20 protein-coding genes and 1 pseudogene are annotated in these 23082 nt (G+C 57.8%); 5 read left to right on the top strand and 16 right to left on the bottom strand.

The genetic code is table 11. The features are described from left to right. Window positions 1–158 precede the first annotated feature (158 nt). Window positions 159–1214 carry a helix-turn-helix domain-containing protein gene (locus ACR0J8_RS19400; protein ID WP_480526753.1) on the top strand — a complete coding sequence of 352 codons (1056 nt, stop codon included), beginning with the start codon at window positions 159–161 and terminating at the stop codon, window positions 1212–1214. Window positions 1215–1245: 31 nt separating this feature from the next. On the opposite strand, the gene ACR0J8_RS19405 is transcribed toward ACR0J8_RS19400, so the two are convergent. Both ACR0J8_RS19405 and ACR0J8_RS19410 read right to left on the bottom strand, forming a co-directional pair. Beyond that, complete coding sequence (locus tag ACR0J8_RS19405; protein WP_480891701.1) at window positions 1246–3078, bottom strand: C1 family peptidase; 1833 nt, start codon at window positions 3076–3078, stop codon at window positions 1246–1248. 320 nt (window positions 3079–3398) lie between these two features. Beyond that, the gene (locus ACR0J8_RS19410; protein WP_480891704.1) at window positions 3399–4424 is read right to left on the bottom strand and encodes a zinc ABC transporter substrate-binding protein; all 1026 of its coding nucleotides are present in this window, start codon (window positions 4422–4424) and stop codon (window positions 3399–3401) included. Between the two features lie 57 nt (window positions 4425–4481). Between ACR0J8_RS19410 and ACR0J8_RS19415 the strand changes: the two genes are divergently transcribed. The 4 genes from ACR0J8_RS19415 (at window position 4482) to ACR0J8_RS19430 (ending at window position 6908) form a co-directional block, all read left to right on the top strand. Beyond that, window positions 4482–4994, top strand: coding sequence for a transcriptional repressor (locus ACR0J8_RS19415; RefSeq protein ID WP_170613938.1), 513 nt, complete (start codon window positions 4482–4484; stop codon window positions 4992–4994). Further along, window positions 4991–5725 (top strand): metal ABC transporter ATP-binding protein, encoded by a 735-nt coding sequence (locus ACR0J8_RS19420; RefSeq protein WP_170682418.1) that lies wholly within the window; start codon window positions 4991–4993, stop codon window positions 5723–5725. The genes ACR0J8_RS19415 and ACR0J8_RS19420 overlap by 4 nt, the downstream gene beginning before the upstream one ends. Beyond that, window positions 5725–6519, top strand: coding sequence for a metal ABC transporter permease (locus ACR0J8_RS19425; protein WP_170613936.1), 795 nt, complete (start codon window positions 5725–5727; stop codon window positions 6517–6519). The genes ACR0J8_RS19420 and ACR0J8_RS19425 overlap by 1 nt, the downstream gene beginning before the upstream one ends. A gap of 149 nt (window positions 6520–6668) precedes the next feature. Continuing rightward, window positions 6669–6908 carry a hypothetical protein gene (locus tag ACR0J8_RS19430; RefSeq protein ID WP_480891707.1) on the top strand — a complete coding sequence of 80 codons (240 nt, stop codon included), beginning with the start codon at window positions 6669–6671 and terminating at the stop codon, window positions 6906–6908. A 108-nt stretch (window positions 6909–7016) separates the two neighbouring features. Here the strand turns inward: ACR0J8_RS19430 and mtnA are convergent, their stop codons facing one another. From mtnA to ACR0J8_RS19500, 14 genes and pseudogenes are all read right to left on the bottom strand, one after another. Next, window positions 7017–8120, bottom strand: a complete 1104-nt coding sequence (gene mtnA, locus ACR0J8_RS19435; protein ID WP_480891709.1) for an S-methyl-5-thioribose-1-phosphate isomerase — start codon at window positions 8118–8120, stop codon at window positions 7017–7019. Between the two features lie 143 nt (window positions 8121–8263). After that, entirely contained in the window at window positions 8264–9250 is a 987-nt protein-coding gene (locus ACR0J8_RS19440; protein WP_170619776.1) for a methylenetetrahydrofolate reductase, read from the bottom strand. Next, on the bottom strand, window positions 9247–9747 hold the full coding sequence (locus ACR0J8_RS19445) for a methylenetetrahydrofolate reductase C-terminal domain-containing protein (RefSeq protein ID WP_480492313.1): 501 nt from the start codon (window positions 9745–9747) through the stop codon (window positions 9247–9249). The genes ACR0J8_RS19440 and ACR0J8_RS19445 overlap by 4 nt, the downstream gene beginning before the upstream one ends. 269 nt (window positions 9748–10016) lie before the next feature. Further along, the gene (locus ACR0J8_RS19450) at window positions 10017–10526 is read right to left on the bottom strand and encodes a hypothetical protein (protein WP_480526743.1); all 510 of its coding nucleotides are present in this window, start codon (window positions 10524–10526) and stop codon (window positions 10017–10019) included. Continuing rightward, complete coding sequence (locus ACR0J8_RS19455; RefSeq protein ID WP_480891713.1) at window positions 10519–13317, bottom strand: 2Fe-2S iron-sulfur cluster-binding protein; 2799 nt, start codon at window positions 13315–13317, stop codon at window positions 10519–10521. The genes ACR0J8_RS19450 and ACR0J8_RS19455 overlap by 8 nt, the downstream gene beginning before the upstream one ends. Next, window positions 13314–13580, bottom strand: a complete 267-nt coding sequence (locus ACR0J8_RS19460; RefSeq protein WP_480526739.1) for a sarcosine oxidase subunit delta — start codon at window positions 13578–13580, stop codon at window positions 13314–13316. Before ACR0J8_RS19460 ends, ACR0J8_RS19455 begins: the two co-directional genes overlap by 4 nt. A 9-nt stretch (window positions 13581–13589) precedes the next feature. Then, on the bottom strand, window positions 13590–14840 hold the full coding sequence (locus ACR0J8_RS19465) for a sarcosine oxidase subunit beta family protein (RefSeq protein ID WP_480526738.1): 1251 nt from the start codon (window positions 14838–14840) through the stop codon (window positions 13590–13592). Next, window positions 14837–15511, bottom strand: coding sequence for a TetR/AcrR family transcriptional regulator (locus ACR0J8_RS19470; RefSeq protein ID WP_480526737.1), 675 nt, complete (start codon window positions 15509–15511; stop codon window positions 14837–14839). The genes ACR0J8_RS19465 and ACR0J8_RS19470 overlap by 4 nt, the downstream gene beginning before the upstream one ends. After that, window positions 15512–17062 (bottom strand): trimethylamine methyltransferase family protein, encoded by a 1551-nt coding sequence (locus ACR0J8_RS19475; RefSeq protein ID WP_480526735.1) that lies wholly within the window; start codon window positions 17060–17062, stop codon window positions 15512–15514. Between the two features lie 4 nt (window positions 17063–17066). Next, entirely contained in the window at window positions 17067–18377 is a 1311-nt protein-coding gene (locus tag ACR0J8_RS19480; RefSeq protein WP_480891779.1) for a glycine cleavage T C-terminal barrel domain-containing protein, read from the bottom strand. A 12-nt stretch (window positions 18378–18389) separates the two neighbouring features. Then, window positions 18390–19469, bottom strand: a pseudogene (locus ACR0J8_RS19485) (NAD(P)/FAD-dependent oxidoreductase); the annotation flags it as partial. Between the two features lie 150 nt (window positions 19470–19619). After that, window positions 19620–21350 carry a hypothetical protein gene (locus tag ACR0J8_RS19490; protein WP_480526734.1) on the bottom strand — a complete coding sequence of 577 codons (1731 nt, stop codon included), beginning with the start codon at window positions 21348–21350 and terminating at the stop codon, window positions 19620–19622. A gap of 103 nt (window positions 21351–21453) precedes the next feature. Further along, window positions 21454–22164 carry an MBL fold metallo-hydrolase gene (locus tag ACR0J8_RS19495; protein ID WP_480526732.1) on the bottom strand — a complete coding sequence of 237 codons (711 nt, stop codon included), beginning with the start codon at window positions 22162–22164 and terminating at the stop codon, window positions 21454–21456. A 21-nt stretch (window positions 22165–22185) separates the two neighbouring features. Further along, window positions 22186–22992, bottom strand: coding sequence for a gamma-glutamylcyclotransferase family protein (locus ACR0J8_RS19500; RefSeq protein WP_480526730.1), 807 nt, complete (start codon window positions 22990–22992; stop codon window positions 22186–22188). Window positions 22993–23082: the final 90 nt, after the last annotated feature.

Below are 23082 nucleotides of genomic sequence, written 5' to 3' on the forward strand. Positions count from 1 at the left end.
GACAGAAACCTCATCTGCACATGCCCTCCAATGTCAGAATACGAAGAAGCCGCTGAGTGAAAGATAAAACCCCGCCAGCAAAATGGCGGGGGCACCGTTCAGCCTCGTCCGCAGCCACACTCCGGTGCACAAATTGAAAGCAGGTCACTGTTATTGAGATGAAGCACTATATCCCCAAAAACGCCAGCAGCGAGTTGGCTGAGCCGGCCGCGCTCAAGGCTCTGAAGGTTCATGAAGTTGACGTTTTCGTAAAGGAAACGGGTGCACTGCCATCCACCGATATGATCGTCGAATTCTACGACGCGTTGAACGATCTGATCGAGGGGCATTCCTATAAAGTAAACATCCGGCGTGTCGCCGTCGAAAGCGCGGGAACACCCTTGTACTGGGCCGGACGGACCGCGATTTTCTGGGGGGATATTCACAAAAACTGGAAACTCTCCTCGCGCGAGCGCAACTGGACCTCGCAGGTGTTTAGCCTGGCACCAAGAACAATTCTGGTCGGTGGCGCCGTTCTGCTGCTGGCGCAGATGGGACGGGCCGACAAGACAGACGCCGCTGTCCATTCAAACTTTGTCGCCGCAGCGCAGGAAAACGGGTTGCGGCAATGCGGAACCGATACACATCTTGCTTCGACAGGTCGCATGCACAGTGCTTCGACCCGGCTCAGTTCACTGCGGCTGATGTCGGAATTCGTGTCGCTTGATCACGGGGCCTACATTGCGGAATCCCTGCGCGACTATATCGGTCTGACCGAGTCGGGACCACAATACCAAAGCCAACTGGCCATCAGGCTTATACAACGGTCGGGCGCAGACCCACTGGTCAGGCAGGCCGTGGACACTATGCTGACCCACATTGAAGAGCCGCTGAAAATCCCTGATATCTCGACCGTACTGGGTACGTCGACCCGGCAGCTTCAGCGAAGGTTTCTGAGCAAAACAGGAACCAAGCTGCTATGCACTTACAGGGCGCTGAGGCTGGAGCGTGCAAACAGCCTGCTGCGCAATACGGACATGTCATTGCGAGAAATATCTGCCGCGACCGGGTTTTCGTCGATCACGTCCCTGGGTCGGTCCTTTCGGACAATGTACAACAACACTCCGGAAAAGGTCCGGGAACAGCGGTTCTCCGGATGCCTGCCTGGACCGGTGAAACAACACAGTTCAGGTGCCACCGCATTGGCCCAGTTTCCGTCCTCGGTCGCTTATTGAACTGACGTCAGCGTTCTAAGCAGAGCGCATGTCAGTAACCGACAAGGTCGCTGGGCTGGAACCCGTTCGCCGGTGACGGTTTTTTTCCAAGGATATTTTTGAGAATATCGTTCATGGTCTTGCGATCATTGTCGAATCCGCCATGGGTGTGACTGTCCGTTATAGATGATGCACGCCCGGCAAAGTGCACTTTGTAGCCCTTCTTCCCGGGAACCTTTTTGCCAAACTTGTCCATGCCCAGGATCGGCATTTCCTTTTGGTCTTCAAATGCATTGGACACGAAATACAGCAGGGATTTCCGATAGGGCCCGACACTGTCATCCTGTTCGCGCTGATCGATCAGGTTATACTGCCAAAGGTTTGTGACACCGCTGGCAACTCCGGCTTTGCGTATTCTGGGGTGATAGCTTTTCTTGAACAGATCAACGGTGCAGGCCGGAGCCATCAGGGAACATGATTCAACCGGGGTGTTGAGCGGGTTCATTTTGTCCATGGCATCCAGCATATGCGCCAGAAGTATCGAGCCCGCGCTGTGACCCACAAAATGGATCTGAAGGGGTTTGGACCGCTGCGCGTTGCCCTTTAGAAGTGCCTTGACAGCTTTACGCCCGCCGCCCCCGGCCCTAAAGCTTTCCCGGGCGTCCCATTTCATGTCGCGCCACACAGCTGTTCCCGGTTTGCGGGCAAAGGATTCCAGGGCGGTATCGAAGAAATCCGACAGGCCGCCGACCCGAGCCTCGGCCCTACTGCGCGACGAAAAGACGACATCTGTGAGCGATTCAAAAAAACCGGTCTCCCACATAAAGTGGATGGGGTAGATTCCGTTGCGCTTGAACACTTCCTTCATTTTCCGGACGCGATTGGCCGAGGCGTTGGCGTTGTTCAGGCCACCATGCGCATAGAATAACAGGTGTTCGTACCCACGCTCAGCCGTTGCGGCTTCGTCGGACAGAAAGTCCGCAGTCTCCTGTATGGTCGTCATCGGTGTCGGGTATTTCCCGGTTTCCCTAAGCTGACCGTCATCGAGATGGATGATGTGTCCGATGATGTCTTCGTGCCGGGGCGCGCGGACTTCCTGTGAACCGAACAGGGTTCGAGATTGCGGTGAAGGATTGCTGATTGTCAGGTCAAAGGCGTCCGGCGTCGGAACCGCCAGGCGCAACACCCAGGCATCCATAATGGTGGCGGACCAGTCTTCATATTTCCACAGGGCAATTCCCGGACGGCCATTGAATCCGCCCCAGTCCTCGCCCCATGAATTCTGGATCAGGAACCCGCGTTCATTATAGCCGACGATGATGAAGGCGTGTCCGCCCTCGCTGAAATATGAGGGTTCGATTTCGCCATCCGCCGGATTTCGCCATCCCCGGTGAATCCGCGCGGACACGTAGATGACGCCAACCTCATTCAAAGCGGCGTGGTAGTCGATAATTTCTGGGCGCATGCGATAATATGCGCCCAGTCCAAGGTTTCGGGCCTCCTTGGCGTGCTCAACAGTCAGATGCCAGCCGGAGTCACCATCCTGGTACGGTGCGGTTTCGTCGCTGCAGACGCCGTTGTGGTAGAACCCTTTCAAGGCCGCACGGATGCTGGACCCTTCGTAGTCTTCCCCGGGCCATTCATCGTTGATCTTGGCCATCTCATACAGCATGCGTGCACTGGCCATCGGGGCCCGTGCGGACGGATCGATCCGTGCGTGGCGCTGCCGGTTCATCAGGGTGATCGCACTGGACAGGGCAAACCCGGTACAAGCCCCTTCCCGTCCCTGATCCCGTATGGGGCTTAGATCGGGATGCGGCGGATCCATCGTCAGGCGAAGCTGTCGCAATGTTGGCTTATATGCTCTGTCCCGCAGGTCAGTCATGTCCCTGTGAGCGTTCAGCACCCGGTTACCAAGCCGCGGGGCCGCAGCAAGCGCTTTTGGCAAGCTGGACTTTCCGCCAGACTTTGACTTCCGCGATTTTGTGGGACGTTTGCTCATGACTTTTCCTCTCAACAAACAAATGAATGCCGGGACAGCGGTAAATACTCGTTATCAATTAGAGAAGTGTAGCCGAGGAGTTGCAGCGCGAAAAGCGTTGCGCTGAAATTGGGCGAATTCAGATGAAGCCACCGATTAACCGAGTGGTTTCCTTGCGGGGTTTCGGCCTGCATTCCAATTTCTGGGGAATGCAGGCCGGATGGTCAAAGGCAATCGGAAAGGGTGGTTGCCAGATTACGAAGAAGTTGAGGATAAAACGATGGACCCGGTTCGATATTTGCGCCGATCGGGTCGCTGACGCCGGTATTGGCCTCGGTCCCGTCCAGAACCGTCTGGACCAGTCTGGGGTCGAACTGAGGTTCGGTCAGGACACAGTCGATGTCCTCCGCACGAATGCGGCCCTGAATCTCGGCGATCCGTGCGGGGCTGGGATCGGAGGCATCAGAAAGCGAAATTGCCCCGGCGGCCGGAAAATCGAAGGCAACTTCGAAATATTGGTAGGCATCATGGAAGACAATGAACTCTTTCCCGCGCGCCGGTTCCAATATCTCGTTGATCTCGGCTTTCAGGGCTTCGATTTCTTCCCGTGCCGCCACAGCGTTCGAGAAATAGGCACTTGCATTGTCCGGATCAGCGGCTGAGAGCTTCCCGGCGATCAGGTTCAGCCAGATTGCCGCGTTCTCGGGTGACAACCAGACATGAGTGTCGTGTGACCCATGATCGCGTTCAGCATGATCATCATGATCGTGGTCGTCATGGTCTTTTTCTTCGGCATGATCGTCATCATGTTCATCATGGTTTTCATGATCATTGTGGTCATCGTGATCGTGATTGTCCGAGTCGGCATGTGCTTCATGGTCATGCGCCTCGAACAACGCGCTCTCGCGAAGCTCCAGTTCGACCGTGCCCTCAGCCTCCATCAGGGATGTCACATCTGCGTTTTCCGAAAGCGTTTCGATTGCCCCTTCCAACCAGGGTGTCAGGTCTTCTCCGACCCAAAACACCAAGTCCGCGTCTTGCAGTGCAGCGGCGTCCGAAGGGCGCAGGGAGTATTCGTGCGGCGAAGCTCCGGGTTGAACAATCAGAACCGGGCTGCCGACACCATCCATTACCCGCGCGACCAGTGAATGCACGGGCGCGATATCAACTGCGACATTCGGTGTATCAGCCCACGCCACACTTCCAAAAAAGGTTGCGCTGATGGACAGGGAAAGAAGCTTTCTGGACATGGGGTTCCCTATGTGATTTTATAACATTAATCGCTCAATTATACGATATGTAATAACATGACAAGTGACTTGCAGAACCGCGAGGAAGCCGTCAGCGTCGGGTTCGAACAGCATGACCATTCGGCCTGCGTTACCGACGCGATTGCGTCGGCAGATGCGCGTTGCGAGAAAGAGAACCTTCGCTTTACACCCGTTCGACGCAAGGTGTTGCAAGTGCTGCTGGAAGACCACAAGGCGCTTGGCGCCTATGCGATCCTTGAAAGGCTGCGCGAGGCGGGTTTCGGATCTCAACCACCGGTCGCGTATCGTGCGCTGGATTTTCTGGTTGAGCATGGATTCGTTCACAAAATCGAACGACTGAACGCGTTCGTTGCCTGCGCCCATCCCGGCGAAGCGCACGCCCCTGCCTTCATGATCTGCCGAAACTGCGAAATAGTCGCCGAGGCACAATCTACCCCCGAAAAAGGGGCATTGGGAGAAGCTGCCAAGACATCCGGATTCCGGATCGAACGAACCATCATCGAAGTAGAAGGCCTGTGCCCGACCTGCGTTGGGAAAGAAAATTCATGAGTCTGGCAACCATTGAAGGCCTCAGCATCCGCTACGGCGCAAAAACCGTGCTGCGCGATGTGAACCTGTCGATAAATCCGGGTGAGATCGTCACGATAGTCGGGCCAAACGGATCTGGAAAGACAAGCCTGCTGCGGTCCCTGATCGGGGCGACGCGTGCTTCGACTGGCCGTGTACGGCTGAAACCGGGCCTGAGGCTGGGTTATGTGCCGCAGCGGCTGCATATCGATCCTACGCTTCCGATCACGGTGGAACGGTTCATGCGTCTTCCGGGCGCCGTTGATCGATCGGCCTGCAGACAAGCGTTGAAACGTGCGGGCGTTCCCGATCTTTCCGGGCAGCAAATGTCGCAACTGTCCGGTGGGCAGTTCCAGCGCGTCCTGCTGGCGCGGGCTTTGCTGAATCAGCCCGAGTTGCTGTTGCTGGACGAGGCGACTCAGGGGCTCGATCAACCGGGTTCTGCAGCGTTTTATCAACAGATCGAAGCCACCCGTGCCGAGACCGGATGCGCCGTACTGATGATCAGCCACGATCTACACGTGGTCATGAGCGCCTCGGACCGTGTCATATGCCTGAACGGCCACGTCTGTTGCGAAGGTACGCCTGCAACGGTGGCAACCGCGCCGGAATACCGGGCCCTGTTCGGTTCGGGGACAGGTGGTGCACTGGCACTGTATCGCCATGACCACGACCATGGTCATGATCACGCTTCGAAGGAGGCTGCCGAGTAATGCTGGATGATTTTTTGACGCGCGCCACGCTGGCCGGGGTTGGTGTAGCGTGCGCAGCGGCACCTTTGGGTTCTTTTGTGGTCTGGCGGCGCATGGCCTATTTCGGCGATGCAACCGCCCATGCCGCAATTCTGGGGGTTGCCTTGTCCCTTTCTTTTCAGGTGTCGATCTTTGCAGGCGCGACTGCCGTTGCGCTTCTACTGGCGCTGACTGTGACGTTCCTGTCCGGGCGCGGATACACGATGGACACCTTGTTGGGGGTACTGGCCCATTCCGCACTTGCCTTCGGTCTGGTCGCAGTTTCGTTTCTGTCAGGGGTGCGAATAGACCTGATGGCCTATCTGTTTGGCGATATTCTGGCCGTATCACGCGGTGATCTGGCTGTGATCTGGGGCGGTGCGGCGCTGGTTGTTCTGTTGATTTCGTGGCGCTGGTCGGCATTACTGACGGCGACCCTCAACACCGATCTGGCTTACGCAAGCGGTATTGACCCAAGGCGAGAGCAGTTGTTTCTGACACTGGCGCTGGCTGTCACGGTTGCAGTTGCCATCAAGGTTGTTGGCGTGTTGCTTATCGGCGCAATGCTGATCATCCCTTCGGCAGCAGCCCGGCCTCTGGCCCGTACGCCTGAAAGCATGGCGGTGATAGCTGCCGTGATCGGCACCTTATCGGTTATTGGGGGGCTACGCGCTGCCCTGGAATTCGATACGCCTGCCGGGCCAACAATCGTTTGTGTGGCTGCCTTGCTCTTCGCGGCAACAAGCGTGACGAACATGGTGAACAGGGCAAACTAGCCTCGGTTCATACACTGTCAAAACGTCATGTGGGTGGCAGGATATGAACGGAAAGTGGGCTTTCCGGGCGTATATCAGCGCATAACCTCACGTCCTCCGGGAATTTCGTTGCCCAAATTTTGCCGCATTGTTAGAAATGTGCAAAAGGGGTGCAAAGCCCGGAGGCAAAAATCGAGCAGAAAGTCAAAAAATCGCGGCGTTTGGTGCCGGAATCCCTGGTAGGGAAACGTGAGGGCCTGTTTTTTCTTTGGGCAGAGCTTGAGCGGGCACGTATCCGGGCGGCAAGGGCGCAGGAAGCCGCCCCTCAACAGGCCAAAGCGAATGGCATCAGCACAGGCAAAGCTCAGGCGTTTCATCCGTTCCACGTGGATGAATTCATTTTCTTCTAAAGCCTGAATTTCGCCTTCGAAAGCATCTAGCCCGCCATAGTTAGGCGGGCTGCAAGTGCACCAGCGTTTCGCTAAATAACTATTTGATCTGTTCTGTGCCGTGCCAGATCAGGCAGCGCCGCGCTGCATCTCGGGGAACCCCGCTGCCAGACTTTCCTCTGAAGCTTCGAATACGCCACGTTCGGTGATCAGCCCCGTGACAAGCCGCGCGGGTGTGACGTCGAACGCAAAATCCATGCCTTCTGTTCCGTCAGGTGTCACCTGCACCGAAGAAATCTCGTTCGCATCGTCCCTGCCCCAGATATGCGTAACTTCGCGCGGATCGCGCTTCTCGATCGGGATTTCGCGAACGCCGTCACTGACCGTCCAGTCAATGGTCGGCGACGGCAGAGCCACATAGAAAGGCACATTGTTGTCATGGGCGGCCAACGCCTTGAGATAGGTTCCGATTTTGTTGCAGACATCGCCGCGGCGGGTGGTCCGGTCGGTGCCGACAATGACCATGTCGACCTGCCCGTGCTGCATCAGGTGCCCGCCTGCGTTGTCGACAATATAGGTGTGCGGCACGCCGTGGTTGCCCAGTTCCCATGATGTCAGTGCACCCTGGTTGCGCGGCCGGGTTTCATCGGCCCACACATGGATGGGAATACCCGCATCAAAGGCGTGATACATCGGGCTGGTGGCGGTGCCCCAATCGACCGTCGCCAACCAGCCGGCGTTGCAGTGGGTCAGCAGGCGGACCGGTTCGCCTTCGGGCTTCTTCGCTGCAATGTCACGGATCAGTTCAAGTCCGTGGACACCGATCATCCGATTGATCTCGACATCTTCGTCCGCAATGTCATGGGCCAGTTGCAATGCCGCTACCGCCCTGTCAGACGGGGCCAGCTGACGCATAGCCGTGCGGCACCGGTCCAACGCCCACCGAAGGTTGATCGCGGTCGGTCGTGTGGCGTGCAGCGTTTCCCAGGCCTGATCCATTGCCGCATCCGATGGGTCCAGCCGCATTTGCAGCGCCATGCCGTAGGCGGCGGTCGCTCCGATCAAAGGCGCGCCACGCACGCTCATTTCCACGATTGCAGTGCAAAAGGCATCCATGGTGTCGACAGGCCGGATCACCAGCTTGTGCGGCAGCCATCGCTGATCAATGATCTCCAGCACATCCTTTTCTGTGTTGAACCAGAGCGAGCGGTAATGCTTGCCGTCAATTTTCATGATGCAGACCTTCCCTTGAATTAGACCGCAACGGCGCACACAGCCAGCGCCACTGTCTTTCGGTTTTGTTGTTCAATACTCTAATGATATTCAAATTCTTTGCCACAATCCAAGTTCGCTGCGCTTGGACGAGGGCGCCGGTGTCATCGGTTGGTCCTGCGGCGGGCGTGCAGAACTCCGGCTTCGCGGATGATATCGGCAACCATATGTTCGCGTCGATAAGCCATGACATGCGCCCCCGCGACGCCCCTGATCTGCTGTACCTGCTGCAGCAGTTCAATGCAGATCCTTTTGCCTTCCTCGCTGGGATTGTCCGCTTTTTCAAGCCGTTCGATGACCGCGTCCGGGATATGAATCCCGGGCACGTTGTTGCGCATCCAGCGGGCCGCTCGGGCCGATGCTAGCGGGCCGACCCCCGCCAGAATGAACACTTTCTTGTCCAACCCTTCGTCCCGGACACGAGACATGAAAGATTCGAACAACGGCATGTCGAAAATGTAGTTGGTCTGGATGAAATCCGCCCCGGCAGTGATCTTTTTGGCCAATCGGTTTGGACGCCATTCATACGGGGGAATACATGGGTTCTCGGCTGCGCCCAGAAACATCTGCGGCGGCGCGGTTATTTTGCGCCCCGACAGAAATGTTCCGTTGTCCCGCATCGAGCGGATGGTGCGCAGCAACGTCAGCGAATCAAAGTCAAAAACAGGTTTCGCGCCGGGCTGATCCCCTGCACCGACCCCGTCGCCCGTCAGGCAGAGGACGTTGCTGACACCAAGCGCGGCAGCGCCCAGCACATCGCCCTGAATTGCGATACGGTTACGATCACGGCAGGATATCTGATAGACGGGCGAGTACCCGGCCCGTGTCAGCAACGCGGATATGCCGATCGAGGACATGTGGCAGTTGGCACCCGAAGCATCCGTTGCGTTGATGGCGTCGGCAACCTCGCTGAGCGGCTGGGCGGCATCGTAGACATCGGACGGATCGGCGCTGTCAGGAGGGTTCAATTCGGCCGTGACGGCAAACCGGCCAGACCGCAGGACTTTTTCCAGACGACTGTGTGAGACAAATCCTTCCGGAAGTGCGGAACGGGATGAATGAGTGTCCAGCGCTTCGATATGACCAGTCATTTCTTACCGCTCCCGATATTTTCGGGTTCCTGCGCCAAAGGTGCGGCAACCGGCTCCATCGACCGGGCCTCGGGGAAGGACTGCGCCAGGGCTTGTTTGGCCAGGTCACGTTGATCCCGCGCACGCATTGCTTTTTCCCGACTGACCCGCAGCCACGAAGACGTCCCCTGCAAGGTGTGCTCGACCGGAGGCAAAACCTCATTGATCTGTGCCGCACCGCTGCTCATCCGGCTCGCCCCGCTCCAGGCCAATGCCCAGACGCATTTCATGTCCGGTTTCACTTCGCAGTATTCGCCGGGCCGAACCCCGCCGCAGGGGCCGTTGCGCAACTGTTTCGGGCAATTCATGGGGCACGACATACCGGTCGATGACAAAACGCATTGACCGCACATGCGGCAATCAAACAGCAGCGATTTCACACCCCGTTCAACCAGCGCAACAGGTTTTTCCACCCGGTGATATCCGATCCGGTCGAACAGCGGGTCAAGCGCAACCATCGCCCTTTCCACGTACTTGTAAATTTTTTCAAATGTACCCGAATGCCGGACCGAAAATAGACGAAGGCGATACATGTTCCTGGCCCTCCTGCGGAAGCCGGCGGGTCAGATAGCGGAATGCCCACCGAGCCCGATAAACCCCTCTGACTTAACGGTTCCTGCTTGGGGAAGCCAAGTCAAGCCAAACGTGGGTTTTTGCCCCACTCGCTGATCAACCGAACGACCATTCATCTGCCCGAAACGGGCCTTCGCTCGCGACACAGATACTGTCAGAAAGCATTGGCCGCTTTGGCAAGAAACTCACACAAAGCGTGGTCGTGTGCATTTGCGATATGCAGGCGAAACCGGGTTTCCGATTGAACGCGGTAAAGAATGACCTCGAACCCGAAAAATCGACGGACCGCGCTTTTGGATGGCTGATCAAGCCGAATTTCGGTTCCGCGCTGTAGCAAATCCATCGCCCCCGGCCCACTCAGGGCAAAAACCGAATAGGCGTGCGAAACGTCAGAAACAGCCATGTTCTGTTCTTCGTGCCAGCCTTCCTGTCGGTCTGGTCCGTTGACCTCAAGCAATCTGTCGCGACGCAGGGCGATGGTGTAGACGTCATCTGCCACGACATCAGGCCAGCCGGTGCACGGTGGCACCGATCGCGATGCAAGGTCGGGGCCGGACATCAGGGTCTGGCGTTCGAGATGCACTCGGGACATAGCGGTTGACCCCAAATCAATCTCTTGCCCGTATTGCCCAGCGGGGGCCCATTTATTCCGGTCGTCACGCATTCAGACGCTCCCCTTCCGGGTCGTAGAAGCAAGGCGCGCACAACGTCGCCTTGCGTCGCTGGCCGTCGTGCCAGATGTCGATCATTTCGCCTGTTCGTTCTGCGCCGCTTTCCATCAACCCCAATGCAATCGGCGCGCCGACACTGGGGCTGTCATAGCTTGATGTTACGTAACCCAGCGAGCGGGGTGGTGTGTCACCAGTCACCATATGCGCGCCGGTCGGAATGGCCGGTTCGCCCGCCGGAACGGTCAGGCCGACCAGTGTCTTGCGGTCCAAACGGTTGGCCGTGGCGGTGTGAAGGCTGCGGTCCCCGACAAACGGGGTTTTCTTCTTTCCCCGGGGGATGGAATAACCCAGATCGTGTGGCATGGTCTCTCCATCCGTGTCCTTGCCGATCATGATATAGCCTTTTTCGGCACGCAGGACCGAAATTGCCTCGATGCCGACAGGGGCGGCGCCGAAAGGCGCAGCCGCTTTAACTGCGGCCTGCCACAGGCTTCGCCCAGACGATGCAGGGACCGAGATTTCATAGCTGAGGTCGCCGGTAAAACTGACACGTGACACCCGAACAGAGGCGTCATTGAAGCTCCCTTCGCGAAAGGTCATGTGCGGGAACGCCTGAGCGGACAGATCAATACCCAGATCGAGAACCATCAGGATTTCCCGGGCTTTGGGCCCGGTGACCGTAACCGTGACATATTGATGGGTCAGGTCGTGCACAAAAATACGATCGGGGTCGTTGCCATCCTGACGCCAGGATTCCAGGTGCATGCGCACGCTGTCCACGTGGCTGGACGAGCAGGAAATCACAAACCGGTTCTGATCCAACCGCGAGATCACCCCGTCATCATAGACGATGCCGCCTTCGGTCAGCATGAACCCGTAACGGATTGCACCGGGTTTGAGTGTTTTGATGGTATTATAAAAGATGAAATTCACAAAGGCTTCGGCATCCGGGCCCATCACCTCAATCTTACCCAAGGGAGAGCCATCGAGAATGCCCGCGCTCTCGCGTGTGCGCACTGCCTCGGCCCGGATCAACTGTTCCGGCGTTCCGTTGCCGTACCATCCCGGGCGTAGCCACCCGCCATATTCACAAAGCGCCGCGTCAAGCGCGCGGTGCTGCGGTTCCAGCGGCAAGCGTTTCAGCGGATTACAAAGTTCCTTGGTCCGCGCCCCATGATAGGTCTCGATCGGGACGGGCACAAAGGGGGGGCGGAAAGTTGTGGTGCCAACCTCGGGGATTGGCCGGTCCTGAATGGCCGCCATTGCCGCAAGCCCGGCCATGTTTGATGTCTTGCCCTGATCGGACGCCATCCCAAGTGTCGTGTAGCGTTTCAGATGCTCGACCGAGACGAAGTTTTCGCGGGCGGCAAGCTCCACATCTTTGAGCGTGACATCATGCTGAAAATCGATCCACTGACGCCCATTCGAGCCGGGTGTTGGCCACAACGGTTTAAGGGCAATAGTGGTGTCCGGACGTGTTGTAGTTTCGCCCCGACCGGCCGCACTTGCCTCATCCAGCGCTGCGTTCAGATCGTAGGTGCCGTTGGCCGCGCCGATCGCGATCATCCCGCCAGGGGCGGCGCCAGGCAGGAAGGCCTGCCGCGTGGCGCACCAATCCAGTTTACCCCCAGCGTGCCGCCACAGATGCACCAGCGGCGTCAACCCGCCTGAGCTCAGCACGGTATCGACCGGGTAGGTTCTGTCACCTGCAAAGATTGATTTCAGAGACTTGCCGCCAGAAACTTTGACCGGTCCCGTCGAAGGGTCGATTTCGACGACCCGCGCCCCGGTGTCCTTGAGCTTGGCAATGATCGGATCGGCCAATGAGTGATTGCTGAGAACCGCAACCTCCCGCCCGGCCAGAACACCATACCGCGCAAGATACTCGGCCGCGCCCATTAGCGACATCACGCCCGGCCGGTCATTGTTGGCAAACGTTATCGGCCGGTCCAAAGCCCCGCTGGCCAGAATGACGCGCCCTGCCCTCATCCGCCATAGGCGCGGAGCGGTGCCGAAAGGGCCGTTTTCAACCAGCCCAACCAAACCGTGGTCATAGACCCCAAAAGCTGTGGTCGATGTCAGGATGCGCCCGCCTGCCAACTCGATGGCTATTCTTTGCGATGTAACCCATTCTGCCGGCGCCCCGGATTCAATCGCCTCGAACTGATAGGCGCTGCCGCCGGTTTCCGGATGATCATCGACCAGAACGACGTCCTGCCCGGCCTCAGCGGCAGTGCGGGCAGCGACCAGCCCTGCCGGGCCCGCGCCCACAACCAGCGTGTCGCAATGCGCATGAGTTTTGTCCGTGGAATAGCCATCGAAAACGTCGGTCGACACTGCGCCCAATCCGGCCATTTTCCGGATCGATGGTTCAAACAGATGCCAGTCGGGCCAGATGAAGGTCTTGTAATAGAACCCTGCAGACAACCAACGGTGAAAGAAATCAAGGCCGCCCTTGATGTCGAACTGTGCCGTTGGCCAGGCATTGACCGCGCGGACCTGCATCCCATCCTCAAGAGGCGTGGTTGTGGCCAGGCAATTGGGCAGTTCGCGGCCGTTCAAGGTGACTGTCATGATCGCGTTGGGCTCATCCACCCAGGCGCTCCAGACACCGCGCGGACGATGGTACTTGAAACTGCGCCCCATCACACGCACGCCGCTGGCCATCAGCGCCGAAGCCACAGTGTCGCCAGCAAATCCCTGATAGGGTTTGCCATCGAATGTGAAATTCAGCGGCCGGGTCCGATCAATCAGCCCGCCCGAAGTAGTACGAAATGACGTCATGGCGCGACCTTTCTGAGAGGGGTCGAGCCAAGGACATCCATCGTCACGCTGTCACGCTCCAACAGGAACACCTCGGCGCAGGTTGTGTGCATCCAGATTTCCCGAACCACTCCCTTATCGTTGCGGTGCATGTGCAGATAGGCGGCCCATTCCGCATTGGAAACCGCGCCGCTGGTATCCGGGCGGGTTTTTCCCGCCTCGGCTGCAAAGTGAAATTCGCGCTCGTCCCGGAGACCGCAAAAGGGACAGGGAAATATCTGCAATTCAACCTCCTAGTGCGGAATGCCAGAGGCCGCGCTTTCATCCACAAGCGCGCCTGTTGCGAAACGGCTGATGTCAAAGGGGCGACTGATCTCGTGATGGCCGCCCGTGGCCATCAGATGTGCCAGCAGATATCCGCCCGCCGGGATCGCCTTGAAGCCGCCGGTACCCCAGCCGCAATTGAGATAGATGCCATCCACGCCCGACGGCCCGATAATCGGAGAACTGTCGGGCGTCACGTCGACGATCCCGGCCCAATGGCGCAGAAGCTTCACCTTGGCCAAGGCCGGCATCATCTCGACCAGCCCGCCCAAAACGACTTCCTGCATCGGCAGGTTGCCGCGTTGACCGTAGGACGGCACTCGGTCCAGCCCACCGCCGACCACCAGCCCGCCCTTGTCGGACTGGCTGACATAAGTTCCCAGTGCCGGGCATAACACGACGGTATCCAGAACCGGTTTCAACGGCTCGGATACAAACGCCTGCAGCGCATAGGAATGGATGGGCAATTTGTACCCGGCAAGTTGCCCCAGAACAGACGAATGCCCCGCCACAGAAGCGCCAATCACGCCCGCGCGCGCTTCACCCAATGACGTCTGCACACCGACGCAACGCCCGGCTTCCATCACAAAGCCTTGCACTTCGCAGTTCTGAATGATGTCCACGCCCAATTGGTCGGCCGCGCGCGCATATCCCCAGGCAACCGCGTCGTGCCGACCGGTTCCGCCACGCGGCTGATTGACACCACCATGAATGGGATAACGCGCATCGTCCCGGAAGTTCAGAACAGGAACCCGCTTGCGGATCTCTTCCCGGCTAAGCAGCTCAGCATCTATGCCATTCAGACGCATGGCGTTGTACTGCCGCGCGGCCATTTCCATATCGTGCTCGGAATGGGCGGTCACAAGCATACCGCGTTGCGAGAACATGACGTTGTAGTTCAGCTCTTTGGACAGGCGTTCGTACAACCGGACCGAAAAATCATAAAGCGCGGCGCTTTCAGGATAAAAGTAGTTGGAGCGGATCGCGGTGGTGTTCCGCCCGGTATTGCCGCCGCCAAGCCAGCCTTTTTCAAGTACGGCGACATTGGTCATCCCGTGGTTTTTGGCAAGGTAGTAGGCGGTTGCCAACCCGTGCCCGCCACCGCCGATGATCACCGCATCATAGGCTGGTTTCAGCGTGGCAGACCGCCAGGCTTTGGCCCAGCCTTTCTGACCGCGCAAACCTTCGCGAAAAACCTGAAATGCCGAATACCGCGTCATTCTTTCTTATCCATTGCCAGTGAATAGGCCACGAAACTCTGAATCAACTCAGCTGAAGGTTCCTTTCCGGTAAAACCATTCAGGAACCCTTCGATCCGGCTTACTCGCACCTCCATGGTTTCGCGCATTTCTGCCGCGTGATATCCGATCTGCATGAAATACAGTATGCGCGCACGCGCATCTGCGTCGCCGGCGTCGTAGCCGTGGCGCGCGTACATTTCGGTTATGGCGGCCAGTCGGGTTTTATCGGCGGCGTCGATCAGAGCATTGACCTGATCGTCGCGGCGCGCCCATTCCCGCACCGCAAAATCCAGCCCCTGATCGAACAGATCCGAGGTCACAAAGCAGCGGAAGAAATTGCAAACCGCAGCACAGATATCTGGCGCGGGTTTTGCGCAGTGGGTTACGATCGTTTGCGTGTTCCGCGCCTCCCACTCCTCCAGAAGCTTTGCCAGAAGATCGGCCCTGTCCTCGAAGTACCAGTAAAAGCTGGACCGCGAGACCCCAAGCCGACGGGCCAGAGACAGTATCTTCAGCTCGGCAACACCTTCGTGAACCAGAACGTCGCGCGACAGGTTCAGCCAGTCTTCGCGGGTGACCTTGATGTTTCCGACCAGCGGGTCCTTTTCCGGGTCATCCCGGTTCAAAATGGGTTGGGCACGCTTGTTCATTCAACTCTCCGGCGGTGCACCGCCTTCCGCCGTGCGCTTTGCGATGAACTGTTTCAGGTTTTCGACCCGTGCACCATCCAAATCGGGTCTTTTGTCTGCAGCAAGAATATCTTTCCAGACCTTGGTCGCCCGCGCCGAGGCGTCAACTGAGCCGCGTTCGCTCCAGGTGCCGAAATTGGCATAGTCGTGCACAATCGGTTCATAGAATTCGGTGTTGTAACGCTCCATTGTCTGCGGCGCGGCAAAGAAGTGTCCACAGGGTTCTACCTGCGACAGTGCAGAATCCAGTCCGATTTCATCGGCCCCCGCCGCGCGCCCGGCGCAAAGTTCGGCCACCATGTTCAGAACCTCGGCGTCGGTGATGAGTTTTTCGTAGGAAACACTAAGCCCACCTTCGAGCCATCCTGCGGAATGAATGATCACCGTTGCACCGGCCATCAGGCACCCCCACAGGCCAAACTGGTTTTCGTTTGCCGCCTGCACGTCGTTCAGATTGGACGCTGAACCGGCAGCGGAACGCCATGGCAAACCTATGAAACGCGCCAGCTGCCCGGCCGCGAGCGAGGCGTGAAAATGCGCAGGTGTCCCAAAGGCGGGCGCCCCGGATTTCATGTCGACATTGGACGTGAACGTGCCGTAGCAGACCGGCGCACCCGGACGGGCCAGCTGGGTCAGCGTGATCGCCGCCAGCGCCTCGGCATGGCTGAGCGTAATCGCCCCGGCCACCGTGATCGGAGCCATCGCCCCCATCAGCGTGAAGGGCGTGACAATCGAAAGTTGCCCGTGTCGGGCAAAATCGATCAGACCCTGCGCCATCGGGATGTCGAGTGTACGGGGACTATTGGTGTTTATGATCGTGTACGCATGAGGCGTGGCAAGGAATTCATCGTCCGACAGACCCCGAAAGTTCCTCAGCATCTCAAAATTGTCCATTGCCTGCGGTGTGCCACGGGAAAACAGGAACGGAAACTTGTCTGACAGCGTCAGTTGAACTTCGGTCGTAAAATAGTGCCGCAGATGGGTCGGCACATCCTGAGGTTCGACCGAGGGTGATAGCATCTGAAACACATCGAAGTGATGGTTGATCTGCGTGTATTCCCTGTAGTCCCGCGCCGAACCCGCACGCCGCCCCCGTTCGAGGTCGGTCGCGTTGGGTGCCCCTGCCCCGGCTTGAAATACAAGGCTGCCAAGCTCCAGTATCACATCCCGGTGTCGCGCCCCCGCGCGGCAGGTGATGGACTTTGGCGCCGTTGCCAGCGCCGCGTCGACCATGTCGCGTCCGATATTCACCATTTCGGTGTCCTCATCGACGCGGGCACCGCCTTTCGCGAAAATAGCCCGGGCCTCGGGCAACAGAACTTTTATGCCCAGCTCTTCCAGCAATCGCAGGGCAGTTGCGTGCATGTTCGCAATCTCATCTGCCGAAAACACGTCCATCGCCGGAAACGGGTTTTTGAGCTGGCGGTAGTTCACATCGCGCGCCGGGGTCCTGACGGTCTCGCCGCCGCGTCCCCTGCGCCTGCCACCCCGGCCGTTGCTTTCTGGGCTCATCGCATCACCCTCTCATCGCCAGGCCTTGGGGATCATAGGGCGATGCGGCAATCACACGCGCCGTTTTTTCAACGCCCACCACGTGGATCTGCAACTCAGTCCCTTCCTCGGCACATTCCCGATCCACCATGGCCATGGCCAGCGATCTCCGTATTGTGTGCCCGTATCCACCCGATGTCACAAAGCCCACGCGCCTGCCATCTTTCCAAACAGGTTCATAACCGCTGGCATCCGCATCCTGGCTGTCGATCTCAACCGTGACGATGACCTGATCCGGTGTGGCCATGCGTTCCGCTTCGGCCGCGGACTTTCCGATGAACAACTTGGACCAGTCAATCCATCGATCCATTCCCGTTTGCGCGGGCGTGTACGCTTGCGTAAACTCAGCCGACCAGATGCCAAAACTCTTTTCCAGCCGCAGTGACAGCAACGCGTTGAAACCAACTTCACGTATGCCCAGATCCGCTCCGGCCTTCAGAAGTGTCTTGCGCAGAGCGATGTGTTCAGCCGCTCGACAGTGGATTTCGTATCCCAGCTCTCCCGCTACTGAAAGCCGGCCGACTTTGGCGCGGATCAGTCCGATATCGAATGTACCGCACCCCATAAACCGAAGGTCGCCGATAGGGCCATCCGTCAGTTTTTCCAGAACCTTGCGGCTGTTTGGCCCAGACAGGCTGAACCCAACAATATCATCGGCAATGTCGCGGATCGTGACACCATCGGTCAGGTAGGTATTGAACCAGCGCATGTGCCATTCGCGCAGGTAGTAGCTGCCCATGATCCACCATGTGCCGTCGCCCCAGTTGAAGACTGTCAGATCACCTTTCAGCTTGCCTTCGGGGGACAGCATTGGGGCCAGTCTTGCCCGTCCGGGCCCAGGCAATTTGCTGGCCATCAGATTGTCCAGCCAGGCTTCTGCATTGGGACCCGAGATTTCGAAACGCGAGAATCCGGAGATGTCCAGCAGCCCAACGGTTTCTCGAACGGCTTTACACTCCTCGGCCACGAGATCGAATGCGTTGGATCGTTTAAGGGTTGGTGTTTCTGCAAAATCCTTGGCGGGGGCGAAGTACAGCGGAACCTCAAGTCCCCAACTGGCGCCCCACTGGCAGCCCGCTTCGGTCATGTCCGAATAGGCAGGCGCCATTTTCAGCGGACGGCCGGCCGGCAATTGTTCGTTCGGATAGGTCATCACAAACCGCCGGGTGTAAAACTGACCGGTGGTTTCCTTGATGTATTGTCTGTTCTCGGCAAATGGCCCGTAGCGCGCGACATCCATGCCAAAGACATCCGCCTCGGACTCACCATGGATCATCCATTCGGCCAGCGACTTCCCGACGCCGCCGCCTTGCAGAAAACCTGCCATCACCGCGCAGGCACACCAGTAGCCGGGCTTGCCGCGTACCGGACCGACCAAGGGGTTGCCGTCCGGTGAAAAGGTAAAGGCGCCGTTCACCCATGTTTTGACGCCCACATGCTGAAGATCCGGGAAACGCTCAAAACCCAGCGTCAGTTCTTTTTCAATCCGATCCGGGTCCTCCTGCTGCAACTCGAAACCGTATTCCCAGGGCGCGCCGTCCATCATCCAGTGTTAGTGATCGATCTCGTAAATGCCCAGCAGGATGCCGTTCTGATCCTGCCGCATGTAAGTAAAGCCCTCGAGATCCACGACCAACGGCAGTTCTCGTTCCAGCTTCTCGACGGCCGGGATCGTGTCGGAGATCAGGTAATGATGGTTCAGCGGCGAGACCGGCAGTTCGATACCGGCCATGTGACCCACCTGCTTGGCCCACAGGCCGGCGGCGTTGACAACATGTTCGGCGTGGATCGTCCCCTTTTCGGTCACGACCTCCCATCCGTCCGGGGACTGATTCAATTCCAGAACCCGGTTGTGTTCTATGACTTCTGCACCGTGCTTCCTGGCCGCGCCCGCATAGGCATGGACCGTGCCGGTGGTGTCGATATATCCTTCGCGCTCGGCCCACATGCCGCCCAGAATCCCGTGATCGGACATGATCGGGCACAGCTCTTTGGCCTCTTTGGGCGACACAAGGCGCACGTCGTCGATGCCGATGGCCTGAAATGTGCGATACGCCGATTGCAACCACTCCCATCTGTCAGGTGTTCCGGCCAGTGTGAGGCCACCAGTCATGTGCATCCCGACGGATTGTCCGGATTCCTTTTCGATCTCGGACAGCAGGTCGATCGTATAGGCCTGCAATGCAGCGATATTGGGGTCCGCATTCAGGGCGTGAAAGCCGCCTGCGGCGTGCCAGCTTGAGCCCGCGGTCAAAATGTTCCGCTCGATCAAACAGACATCTTTCCAGCCGAATTTGGCCAGATGGTACAAAACAGACGCGCCGACAACGCCCCCACCAATAACGACCGCACGATAGTGTGACTTCATCGGCCCATTCCCTTCCCTGAGTGCTTTGGATTCGGACAACAATAGTACTGTTCATAACTGTCCATTCCACAACAGCATCAATAGACAGTTCTGTCTAGTGTTTTCTGCAAGGCACTTTCGGGAATAACCCGCATAAATTCGGATGCGGGCCTAGTAGGATACCTTCAGGGTGTCACCGGTGATCACAAATTTCGGTGAATTGCCATCAATGGCGTTGCCAACGAATTGGGCCACATCCAGTTCAGCCATGTTCGCAGCCTGAAGAACGGGGTACTCAACCCCGTTTTTCGGACCATGACCGCGAGGGAAGGAAAAAACCAATGTTACCGGGGAACGATTTACATTTACGGCCCCGGAAACACTGAGCGTTGTGGGGTTCGGACCAAGCTGGATCTTCAGTATGCCATTGGTCAAATCCAGTTGTCCGATTCCAAGACCGTCATCATGTCCGCTGAGGTCCAGCACGCCATTGCCGATCAACTGAACCGTTGCCGAGCCTCCGGTGGATTTGTCGGAAAACAGGACCTGACCACCATCGCCGCCGCGCGCCCCTGCATAAGCAATCAAAGTGGCGCTGGCTGCGGTGCCCACATCCGTGAACGAGGTATATCCGCCCTCCTGACCCGGTTCATTGCCGCCCAGATTGTGAAAGATCGCAGTTTCTGCGGTCGGTGGAAGATTTGGCGCGCCGGTGCCGTAGGAAGATTCAAATATCGTATAGCCGCCAGCCTGACCGGGGTGGTTCCAGATTGTCGCCTTACCGGCACTGGAAAAGAATTCGTTCGGGGGTTTGATTGAAAAGATCGTATGCCCCGCGCCCGAGCTGCGGTTTACGGCACTTCCGAAATTCACAATGGTTGCGTTGGCGGCTGTGGCATAACCGTAGCGCGCTGTGAATTCGGTATGCCCGCCGCCTCCGGGCCAGTCTTTTGTTGCACCATAGTTGATATAGGTCCCGTCGCCCGCTGATGCGCCGGGATTGTCCATCGCCGGATAGTTGGGGTTGTTGTTGAAACTGGTCACGCCGCCATGCGCACCGTCGATTGTAGCCGGGTAGTTGTTGAACTTTCCCTGCCCGCCTGTCGCGCAGCCGTCAAAAGCGACGTCACCGCCATTGGCCCCATGCCAGTCCGCATCCACTGCGGTGCCGCCAAAATTCAGGTAGGTCGCTTGTCCGGCGGTCGAATAGTCGTAAAACTGCGTGTTGCCGCCATCACCGCCCGGGACAGTGCCACCGTGATTGATGAAAGTGCCCCGATCCGCCGATGCCGCCTGATGAAACACGGCATTGGCAAAGGTATCCCCGTCGCTGCCCAGAGTTCCAAAAATCGAAAAGGTCGCGGTTCCCGCGCGGGCACGTTCGCTGAATTTTACTGTGCCACCAAGACTGCTGTTTCTGTCCGGAGGGGGCACTTTCCCGGTTCTGAGCGTGAAGTACGCGGCCCCGGCATCGGCGTCGTCATGAAAGGCGATCGTGCCGCCCCCGTAGGTCGTTTCCAGCGACGGAGGGCCTGCGTAAAACGTGACCGGCCCCTCGCCTGCGGATGCAGAACCTGTGAACTTCAGCTGAGGTTGGTTGTAGGTTCCAAAGGACGCCACGATGAAGCTTTGGGTATTGAGCGATTGATTGACGATGCCGCGCCCGGTGATCGTCAGCGCGGGCTGCTTGGCAAGATCCCGAATTGTGAATGAATAGGCATCCGACTGTTCCGAAAACTCAAGACACTCGATCTGAGCCATTGAATCAGGAGTGAAGGTTATCGCGGTATGAGAGGATCCTCCGAACTGGGCGTTTGCCATCGGTATCTGATCTGTGTCCCAGTTGTTAGGATCGTTCCACTGATCTGAGGAGGGATTTGCTTTCCAATTTGCGCTCGTCATGACGAATTCCTCTTTGAACAAACAATAGGTCTTGGGCACGCTCCCGAGGGGCGGGCCAAAAGTAAAAGGATGCGCGTGTGCCGTTTGCACACGCGCCGGTCAGTCAAAATTCAAAAAGCCGCCTGAAAGTCGCCTTGTAGGCATCAGACGCGCCACCCAACACCGGCGCGCCGTGGCCACAGAAAACGTGCCTGAATTCCAGAGCCGACAAGCGCTGAAAATCTTCGGCCTGAGGTTCAGACACCTGCATCCAGACCGGGCCGACATTGGCCGGTGTAAAAAACCCCATGCCTTCCATCATTTCGGCAGAATCCTTACTGAAGAATTCGTCAGGGTTCAGATAGTTCTGCAATGCGTCGCACGCGATCATTACACCGCCGTCCCGGTCGAGCCTAAAAATGCATTCCGGGGTCTTGGTGGTCTTGAAGGTGAAAAGCTGCGCACCTGATACCGGCAGTTCGCCGCCTTCGACCAGTTCACGATCCACCGGAACGCCTTCCTGACCGGCACCAGGCTGGGCCCAGTAGGTCGCGCCAAATGTGTCCCGGTAAAAGGCATCGTCGGCTCCGTGCAAACCACCGACCTGAACGACGTCGGTAATCCGGCCCAACTGCTCCAGCGCCTTCAACCCGTCATCGGAAAGCCTGACCGCATTGAACAATATCAGCCTGACACCTTCGCGAACTATCGTCATGTTCCGGCTGAACTGCCAGTCAATGTCATTGAAATGCATCTCTCGTGTGCCGGTGACGAAAAATATGTCAGGCAAAGGTTCCGAGATGACTCCATGCGGAGACGCTGCCAGATGGCCCATAATACCCCCCTTTAAAAAGCCCTATCCTAGCCTTTTTTCGGCTGGCAGGGAAGTATAGTCGAATTGACCTGCATACTGATACTCATCCGCAAAGGCGTGCAGATAGGTGTTCAGACAGTCTTTCTGGTCCGGCCGCAGCCGGTCGTTCAGGATATCTTCGAGACATTCGGTCCCGTCGCTGGTGTCCAGTCGCTTGAGCAAAAACACCGTGACTTCCCTGCCGCCGAACCAGTCCTTCCCGATAGATTGCGCCGGACGCGCATTCGTCATGTCAAAGACAGATCCCGCCAACACCGTCAGGTGCCGGGCAAGCCCGGTGTGGTCAATGACACGGGGAACAGGTCCCGGGTCAAAGGCGGGCAGGACCGGTGGCTGAAGAACCGGATGCCGGTTCAGCGCCGCAATGTACTCCGGGTCAATGCCGGCCTCGGACGCCCCGCGCGCCAGAATGTTCAGATAGCGGCGTGTTGGCAGGCAGGCGTCGTTGACAAAATCCGGCAAGCCAACATAGGCCAGCGCCTGCTCGGTCCCCTGAACAGTTTCGATGTCGACCACAGTCCGGTCATACCCCACGCCATAGGCTTCCATCTGGTCCAGCGCTGCAAGGTCGGCCTCGTTGCAGCAATGCAGAACGCCCAGAACCCGGTCCTGTGGGTTTCCGGTTTGTTCGATATTTCCAACGCCCCCTTCGTGGCGAAAGAAATGCTCGACATTGAACGTTAAACGCCACCCCCTGAGCGTCGCCGCACGGGACGCCGAAGGTGTGACGCCTTTAGCTCTTAATGAAGTAAAATTCATATTAGAGCCGTATCCAAAATAGTTAATCAAGGTTATGCTCTATCTTAATTTCATCCTGTGTAATAATGCAGGAGCCCGCGTTTGTGTCACAGTTTTTTTAAACAGTTCCTTGTAGTCTTT

This window comes from Ruegeria sp. N11 (assembly GCF_056531525.1).